This window comes from Clostridium sp., assembly GCF_051656525.1.
Lineage (GTDB): Bacteria > Bacillota > Clostridia > Clostridiales > Clostridiaceae > Clostridium.
In genome coordinates, this window is the sequence record NZ_JBOGCC010000036.1 from 1 (window position 1) to 8,562 (window position 8,562).

The following is an 8,562-nucleotide window of genomic DNA, read 5'->3' on the forward strand; positions in this document are numbered from 1 at the left end:
TTAAAAGTGGTTTTGCTAACTCTCTCACCTTCTCTTTAGATATCCATCCATTTTTATAAGCAATCTCTTCTAAACAAGCTACCATTACCCCTTGTCTACTTTGAATTGTTTTTACAAAGTTAGATGCCTCTAAAAGTCCGTCATGAGTTCCTGTGTCAAGCCAAGCCATTCCTCTACCTAAACTTAATACATTTAAAGTTCCTTCATTTAGATACATCTCATTTAGCGTTGTTATTTCTAACTCTCCTCTATGAGATGGTTTAACAGATTTTGCTTTTTTTACAACAGTGTTGTCATAGAAATATAGCCCTGGAATTGCAAAGTTAGATTTTGGCTTCTCTGGTTTCTCCTCTAAAGATATAGCTTTACCATTCTCATCAAACTCCACTACACCAAAAGATTTAGGGTCATTTACATAGTAACCAAATATCGTAGCTCCACGCTCTCTTTTAGCTGCTTCTTTAACTATTCCTGTTAGTCCATGACCATAGAACATATTATCTCCAAGAACCAATGCACATGCATCATTTCCTATAAAGTTTTCTCCTATTATAAATGCTTCTGCAAGACCATTTGGATATTCCTGAATAGCATATTCTATTTTAAGTCCTAAGTCACTTCCATTACCTAGTAATTCTTCAAAAGTTCCAATATCTCTAGGAGTAGATATCACTAAGATATCTTTTATCCCTGCTAACATTAAAACAGACAGTGGATAATAAATTAATGGCTTATCATAAATCGGTGTTATTTGCTTACTAATTGCTTTTGTTACCGGATATAGTCTTGTTCCAGATCCTCCTGCTAATATGATTCCTTTCATTTAATTCCTCCCTATAATCCTTCAAACGTATTTATAACTTTTCTTTCTTTAAGTAAATGAAGCATAAATTTAACAATGCTTCTATTATACATAAATATTTTAAATTTATAGAATTTAAAAATATTCATATATTTTTTAGCTAAAATAGATCTATTTCTATTAAATAATTTATAACTATTTTTTGCTTGTAATAAACTTGAACTTTTTCCAACTTTATGCCAAATTTTTATTTCTGGTAAATAGATGATTTTTCTATTTTTATTAATTGTTGCCCAAGAGAAATCAACATCTTCAAAATACATAAAATACTCCTCTGGCAAATATCCAATTTCCTGAAGTAATTCTTTATTGAAAAACATTAAGCAACCTGTTGCAAAATCAATTTCTTTTTCTTCATCATACTGTTTATTATCAATTTCATTTGAACCTAAATGTCTTCCTCCTGCTCTTCTCTTATCTAGTTTTCCTCCTGCATACCAAAAAGTTGTTGCTTCATTAAAGTAATAGATTTTTCCAGTTAATATACCTATATTTTTCTCTTTATTTTTAAAAAAATAATCCATAAACTTTTCTATAATATCTTCGTTTGATATTGTGTCATTATTTATTAATAAAAAATATTCTGAATTATACTTATTGATAGCATACTTTATTCCAAAATTATTTCCATATGAGAATCCACCATTTTTATCTGATAAAACTATATCCACCATTTCATCTTTTAAATATTTTTTTTTCAGTTTTTCATATGAGTCATCTTTAGAACAGTTGTCCACTAATATAATTTTATAATCATGTTGAGTTTTTTGTTTTTTCAAAGATTCTATTGCTTCTAAACTATCTTGAAAACAACCATAATTAACTAATATTATTGAAATCATTTTTCACCTCACTCTTTTTTGTATAGTATTTTTTTACATATTTCATATTTTTTCCTGTATAAAAAAATAACATAATTATAAACGTCGTTCCAAACCTAGTATAAAGTCCACCTCTTATAAGATAACTTAATATTCCACAAAAAGCTCCTATATTTATGATAGATCTCGTATTCTCTCTTAAATATAAATTTCTAATTATAAATAGTAAAAATAAAAAACAAACAATAATTCCTAATTCAGAAATCATTCTTGTTAAAAGAGAATAAGCATCCATAGCATTTAATCCATAAAAATAGTATACCCCTATTTTCCTATCAATAAAATTTCTAAAATAGCTGTATGGATGATTTCCTAAACCAACACCTAAAAGTAAGTTATCATTATTTAATGCCACATATAAATTTGATAAAATTGCAAAAGAACTTGCATTAATATTAAAAAATACTCCTGTTTTTAAACTTTCAAAATTTACAAGTGTTTCTTGAATCTTTGAATACCAGATTCCTTGACTTAAATACACAATACTAATCAATAAAGGGATAGTGATAAAAATTTGCTTCATAGTTTTTAATTTTTTTAATATAAAATAAACTGGAATTATCACTAATGCTCCACTTGACATTGTCATAAAAAAAACTATTATTATTATTAAATATCTTTTTTGAAATCTTTTAGATTTTATTAATACCTCTAAACTATAAAGTACAGAAGGAATTAATGTTTGGGCAAACCATCCTGGTTCATAAGCGACGCTTCGTACTCTAGCTATATTAGATGTTAAAATCGGTAATACTCTATTATTACAACCAATTGGATATCTCAAAATATCTATTTTTAAAAAAAAATAAACTACAAATTGTAGTAATGCTAATAAGCAAATAAAATAACTTACTCTTAAATATATTCTAAATAATTTTTTATATCCATACTTTTTAAAAAATAAATCATATCCTATAAACATCACTATTATTATAAGTAACTGTTCTAAAACTCTGTCTATTGGATAGTAATTTTTATATGACTGTATTAAAGAAATACTCCCTAAAATTGAAATTATTCCTGCTATAGTTAAATTCAATTTAAATTGAACATTCTTTTCACCTAAAATACACCAAATAATAAAGCTAATCATTGTTAATTCTTCTAACTTTATAGGAAGGTTTGTGTAATAACACATGTATATTAAAATATATGGAAAATACTTATTAATTTTGTTTATTATCATATTTTATCCTTTAGTTATTTTTATATTTTTAATAATTTGATTATAATCAACTGCCGTTTTTTTCTTAAAAATTTTTAGTAATTTAGATTTAAAAAAAACTAAAACTATATCTACTAATATTGGTAAAAAAACACCAAAAACTGTGTATAAAAATGCTAAACTAGTTTCTTTTAATATTGGAAATTCACTCAATCTTTCTATATCCAATTTAGTTAATACTATATAGAAAAAACTTAAAAACTTAAAACTTATTATATGAAAACACATAATTATATAACTTTTTATTCCAATAAAATTTAACATGCTATTTATATATTTTATATTGTTTAATAAATTAGCAGCATATAAACTCAAATAAATACCACATAATGTCACTGGCAAAAATAAATATATCTCTGAGTACTTTCTATTAGCTATATCTATTATCTTTATATTATTTCCAAGTATTATGAATACTATCATTACTATAACCAGTAAAAAAGTATTATATTTAACTCTTAATTCATTTTCTTTATATACATTTCCTAATTGCATAAAAAATTGTCCAATAAAAGTTATTTCTAAAACTTTATTTATATATGTATTTCCATTAGAAAAAACTAATGCATATATTAAAAGAAAAACTGAAATAGTTTTTACTTTTTCGAAAAAAATTAGATTCAAAAACATATATAGGCAAAAAACTAGAGCTAAGGATGGTATGAACCAAATAGCTCCCAATAAAACTTCTGAATTCTTGAAAACCAAAGCTTTCAAAATATTTTTAATTAACTCATTGATTGTATAATAATCTTTAACAAAATACATTTTATAAAATATATTGTGTAAACAAATCATAGATAAAACTACACTTATAAATGGAATATATAATTTTAAAACTTTTCTTTTGAAATACGATTTCCATTCTACAAATGTATGAAAAGTATTCTTCAAAAAATATCCACTTATAAAATAAAACAAAGGAATATGAAAAAGATACACATATTTAACTATAAAACTATTTGTATGCCCAATAACAACCAAACAAATACCAATACCTTTAAGAATACTTATCTTTCTATTATGTGCTTTTATTGTGCTTTTTATTTGTAACACCTCCATTTATTTTTATTGTATAATATATAAATATATTTAATCTTTTATATCATTTTACTTCTTAAACTTTTTATCACACTTTATTCTTTTTAATAATTTTTTATTATTTTCTTAATATCTTGTGTTCTAAATTTATTTGCTATTAATATGTTATCTCCATTTTTAACAACTACCAAATTTTTAACTCCTAAAAGAGAGACTGTCACATCTTTTCCTATAACTATATTGTCTGACGAGTCTAACTCCCTAATGTTACAATATCTCACAATGTTTCCTGAAGCATTTTTATCAAAAATTTCTTCTAATGCATTAAAAGAACCTATATCATTCCAATCTATATCAACTGGTATAACTCTTATATTTCTTGAATACTCCATTATTCCAAAATCTATAGAAATTTTTTCAAAATTTTCAAAGTCTTCTCTTATGAAATTAGCGAGTTCTATTCCTTGAAGATTATTATTAATTTTTTGCTTAATATTAGATAGAATTTCTGCGTGTTCTTCCATTAATACATCAAAATTTTTAAAAATAGTTTCAGTTGTAAATATAAACATTCCAGAATTCCATAAATATCTTCCAGAAGCTAAGTAGTTTTCTGCTATTTCTTGATTTGGTTTTTCACGAAATCTTTTCACTTTATAAACTTTATTCTGTTCTAAAGCATTATCTTCTTTTACCTCAATATAACCATATCCTGTTTCTGGCTTATTAGGCTTTATTCCTAGTGTAACTATAACACCATTTTTTGAAGCTTCTTTTGCTGCCAGCTTAATAGCTTCTCGAAACTCCCCCTCTTTTCTTACCAAATGATCTGAGGCTAAAACTACAACTTCTATTTTCTCTCCCTCTTTTAATTTATCTTTGAATCTATTTTCAATTAATAATGCTGAATATCCTATTGCTGCTGCAGTATCTTTAAAAGCTGGTTCAATTATTATATTTTCTTTTGGGATATCATTTAGCTCTTGTTTTACTGCGTTTACTTGCAATTCATTTGTTGCTACAAATATATTTTCCTTTAAAATTATAGGAATTATTCTATCTACAGTTTCTCTTATCATTGTTTTTTCTGAAAATATATTTAAAAGTTGTTTTGGTTTATCAGGAGTAGATAGTGGCCAAAATCTTTCACCAGTTCCTCCTGCCATAATTATTGCTACTAGCATTTCATCTCTCCTAAAAAAAATTTTATTTTTTATTAAATTCAGTTACTTTATTTTTGAAATAAATTTTTTTGAATTAAAAATTCTATATTTTTCCAATCATATTTTTTTAACTCTTCCAACTGTTCTTTTTTATTAAAATTTATTTTATCTGTATTTTCTAAAAGATATCTAAGTTCGTCTTGTTTATATGGATCAAATTTTTTTACTAGTTTTTCTGAAAATTCTTTTAAAGATCCACCTGTTGAACAATATACTTTGCTCCCTTTTTCTATAGCTTCTAAAACTGGCAATCCAAATCCTTCATATAAAGATGGAAAAATAAATGCTTCACAATTTTTATATAGCCAACTCAATTCTTCATCAGAAACAAAACCTAAAGTTCTTATTCTAGAATCATTAATTTGTAAATTATTATTGTTCCCCACTAAAACTAATTTATATTCTGTATTAGAGATTAGAAATACATCTAATAAAAATTTTAAATTTTTATTAGGTCTTGAATTTCCAACATATAAAAAGAATTTTAAATTTTTTAAACTTTCAACATCTTTATCTTCCACAGATACGATATTTATTCCTTCTGGAATGACAATAGAATCATATTCATATATTTTTTTTACATCATCTTTAGTTACTTCGGAAACCGATACAATTATATCTGAGTTTTTTAGAGACTTTTTAACAAAAAAATCATAATACTTAATGCCTAAAAAATTTATAAATTTATTTTTTGAAAAAAATTCTGGAACTAATTTATACATCAAATCATGAACTGTTGTTATATATATTTTTGTTTTATCTTTAAAAAAACTATTACTATAATATAAAGTATGATACATCTCAGCATCTATTTTTTCTAAAAATTTCTGAAACTTAAAAAAATCAATCATATTAAAAGGTTTGAGTTCTGTTTTTATATATTTAAAAGTTTTTTCTTTTAAGTCTTCGTTTATAACAACTTCTACATTTTCATAACCATAATAATTTTGATAAATTTTTACCATCTCTCTCGAATATCTTGAAATTCCAGTTGGCTTATCCGATATTAGTCTACCATCTAATAAAATCTTCATGATATTTTTCTCCTTTGCTTATCATATAACCAACCCCATTTATTAAAATATTTTATTGCTGCCTTTAAATGAATTTTAGCCATCTTTCTACTTTTAAAAGACTCTTTTGCATGAGCATGAATAATTTCTATACTAGGATAAAATATTGTTTTATACTTTTCGTGTATTCTTCTATTTAAATCAAAATCCTCCATATACATAAAATATCTTTCATCAAATAATCCTATATTTTTAAATACTTCTGTCCTTATAAACATAAAGCATCCAGATAAAATTGGAACATTCATTATTTGATTATATCCTGTTTCTCGCATTTCATATTTTAAATTATTTTTCTCTATAATTGATTTAATTGGACAGAACTTTCTTAAAAAAAGATCTTTTGGGCTAGGAATTCTTTTACATAAATATTGAATTTCTCCGTTGGGATATTTCACCATTGGCATTATATTTCCAGTATCTCTATTTTTTTCCATATAAGAAAATAACTCTTCCAAAACGCCATTTTTAAAATAAATGTCTGGATTTAATATTAGGTGATATTTTGATTTTTCAATCACTTTTTTTATTATTTGATTATGTCCCCAACCATATCCACCATTTTTGTTATTAAAAATATACGAAACTCTAGAACTACCTATAGTTTTTATATATTTTTCTAATTCATTATTCGGTGAATTATCTGATATATACAAATGAATATTTAATTTTGTATTTAAAAAACTATTAACAACCTTTTTTAAATCATCTAATTTAGTATTATAAGTTACGATACTCGCTGTTATATCATACATCTCTATATCCCCTTCCCAAATAGTACTACTTTAACTGTTTTAAATAATATCATTATATCTAGTATTACATTTTGATGTTTTATGTAGTAAATATCATACTCTAACTTCTTTTTAGCATCCTCTAAGCTAGCTCCATATGGATACATAACTTGAGCCCAACCTGTTAGTCCTGGTTTTACTGCATATCGCACCTTGTACATATTTATTTTTTTCTCGTAATCTCTTCCTAACTCATTCCACTCTGGTCTTGGTCCCACAAAACTCATATCACCTTTCAGTACATTAAATATCTGTGGTAACTCATCTAGTCTTGTCTTACGAATAAATTTTCCAACTGGTGTAATTCTATTATCCTTTTCGCTAGCATATTTAGAGTGTGAATTTGGATCATGAATTCTCATAGATCTAAACTTCACTATTTCAAACTCTTTTCCACCACTTCCTATACGCTTTTGTTTAAAAAACACTGGATTATTTAAAAAGTTTTTAGGATTATCTAACTTTACAAGAAAATATGTAAATACCATAAAAGGAGCTCCAACTAATACTATAACTACTGACATAGCTATATCTAAAAATCTTTTTATTCTTTGCTCTACACCAGAACTTAAAACTTCAAAACCTTTAGCCTTTATAACCCAATCTTTAGATAAACTATCTACATCAATCTTGCCTTCAACCTCTTGTAAAAATGCCATAGAATCCTTCACCTTTACTCCTGACATCTTCAAATCAAAAATCTCATCTACAACTCGATCTGTCATCTCTATTGGATATATAACTTCACTAGGATTTATCTCTTTTATTTTGTTTATCTCACCTAAGTTAATACACCCTTCAAAGCAAAGTTTCTCATTTCTTTCAATAACTCTTTCAAGTACTTCTTCTTTTTTATCTGTAAGTAAAACCACTCTTTCCATTGGACTAAAAGTTGAGTTATAAAAATACTTAACAATATTTTGCATCAATGTATAGAATATCCATCCAAATATCATAGTAGGTTTTTCATAAAAAATCGCCAAAACATAGAAAACAAATCCATTTATAACTCCAGATATTATAAACTCCCAATATCTATATTTTTTATTAAATGAAAAAGTATCAAATATATAGTAAGAAAAAATCATAATTGGAAATAACGAATAAAATATTAGTTCTCTATCTAGTCTAAAATTTTCTCTAACTATTTCAAATAGTAAAAGTAGCGTCATTGTGTAAATAATTCTTCCTTTACTGTTCTGACTATGTTTCATAGTCGCTTCCCCTCCCTTAAATTTTCAGTGTCTCTACTATCTCTAACTCTCCTGCTCTTTTAGCTGGGAAAACTCCAAATATTAGACCAACACCCATTGTAAGAACTAACGCTCCTACCAATTTTATAAAGTTAAAATATGGTGGTATTTTTAGTAAATTTCCAGCTAGGTACGACACCGCCACTCCAAGGATTACTCCTATAACAGCTCCTAAAGTTATCACCACTGCTGCCTCTATTAAAAATATTT

At 25.4% G+C, this 8,562-nt stretch carries 9 protein-coding genes; all 9 read right to left on the reverse strand.

Annotated elements, in window-relative coordinates:
* Window positions 1-823: glucose-1-phosphate thymidylyltransferase RfbA (gene rfbA / locus ACRDDY_RS01005; RefSeq protein ID WP_438563105.1), on the reverse strand; the 823-nt coding region annotated here is incomplete at its 3' end.
* 11 nt (window positions 824-834) lie between these two features.
* The gene (locus ACRDDY_RS01010; protein WP_438563106.1) at window positions 835-1,704 is read right to left on the reverse strand and encodes a glycosyltransferase family 2 protein; all 870 of its coding nucleotides are present in this window, start codon (window positions 1,702-1,704) and stop codon (window positions 835-837) included.
* The gene (locus ACRDDY_RS01015) at window positions 1,682-2,836 is read right to left on the reverse strand and encodes a hypothetical protein (RefSeq protein ID WP_438563107.1); all 1,155 of its coding nucleotides are present in this window, start codon (window positions 2,834-2,836) and stop codon (window positions 1,682-1,684) included. Before ACRDDY_RS01015 ends, ACRDDY_RS01010 begins: the two co-directional genes overlap by 23 nt.
* 96 nt (window positions 2,837-2,932) lie before the next feature.
* Window positions 2,933-4,030, reverse strand: coding sequence for an acyltransferase family protein (locus ACRDDY_RS01020; RefSeq protein WP_438563108.1), 1,098 nt, complete (start codon window positions 4,028-4,030; stop codon window positions 2,933-2,935).
* Between the two features lie 83 nt (window positions 4,031-4,113).
* Window positions 4,114-5,193, reverse strand: a complete 1,080-nt coding sequence (locus ACRDDY_RS01025) for a mannose-1-phosphate guanylyltransferase (protein ID WP_438563109.1) — start codon at window positions 5,191-5,193, stop codon at window positions 4,114-4,116.
* Window positions 5,194-5,240: 47 nt separating this feature from the next.
* Window positions 5,241-6,266 carry a glycosyltransferase family 4 protein gene (locus ACRDDY_RS01030; protein WP_438563110.1) on the reverse strand — a complete coding sequence of 342 codons (1,026 nt, stop codon included), beginning with the start codon at window positions 6,264-6,266 and terminating at the stop codon, window positions 5,241-5,243.
* Window positions 6,263-7,060, reverse strand: coding sequence for a glycosyltransferase family 2 protein (locus ACRDDY_RS01035; RefSeq protein WP_438563111.1), 798 nt, complete (start codon window positions 7,058-7,060; stop codon window positions 6,263-6,265). Before ACRDDY_RS01035 ends, ACRDDY_RS01030 begins: the two co-directional genes overlap by 4 nt.
* A gap of 2 nt (window positions 7,061-7,062) precedes the next feature.
* On the reverse strand, window positions 7,063-8,313 hold the full coding sequence (locus tag ACRDDY_RS01040) for a sugar transferase (RefSeq protein ID WP_438563112.1): 1,251 nt from the start codon (window positions 8,311-8,313) through the stop codon (window positions 7,063-7,065).
* Window positions 8,314-8,329: 16 nt separating this feature from the next.
* Window positions 8,330-8,562 (reverse strand): ABC transporter permease (locus tag ACRDDY_RS01045; protein ID WP_438563113.1); only part of this gene is annotated, 233 nt, incomplete at its 5' end.

Coding starts and splice junctions, on each gene's coding strand:
- ACRDDY_RS01040 (WP_438563112.1), bottom strand. CDS start 8,313: ATGAAACATAGTCAGAACAGTAAAGGAAGAATTATTTACACAATGACG.
- ACRDDY_RS01015 (WP_438563107.1), bottom strand. CDS start 2,836: ATGATTAGCTTTATTATTTGGTGTATTTTAGGTGAAAAGAATGTTCAA.
- ACRDDY_RS01035 (WP_438563111.1), bottom strand. CDS start 7,060: ATGTATGATATAACAGCGAGTATCGTAACTTATAATACTAAATTAGAT.
- ACRDDY_RS01010 (WP_438563106.1), bottom strand. CDS start 1,704: ATGATTTCAATAATATTAGTTAATTATGGTTGTTTTCAAGATAGTTTA.
- ACRDDY_RS01030 (WP_438563110.1), bottom strand. CDS start 6,266: ATGAAGATTTTATTAGATGGTAGACTAATATCGGATAAGCCAACTGGA.
- ACRDDY_RS01020 (WP_438563108.1), bottom strand. CDS start 4,030: ATGGAGGTGTTACAAATAAAAAGCACAATAAAAGCACATAATAGAAAG.
- ACRDDY_RS01025 (WP_438563109.1), bottom strand. CDS start 5,193: ATGCTAGTAGCAATAATTATGGCAGGAGGAACTGGTGAAAGATTTTGG.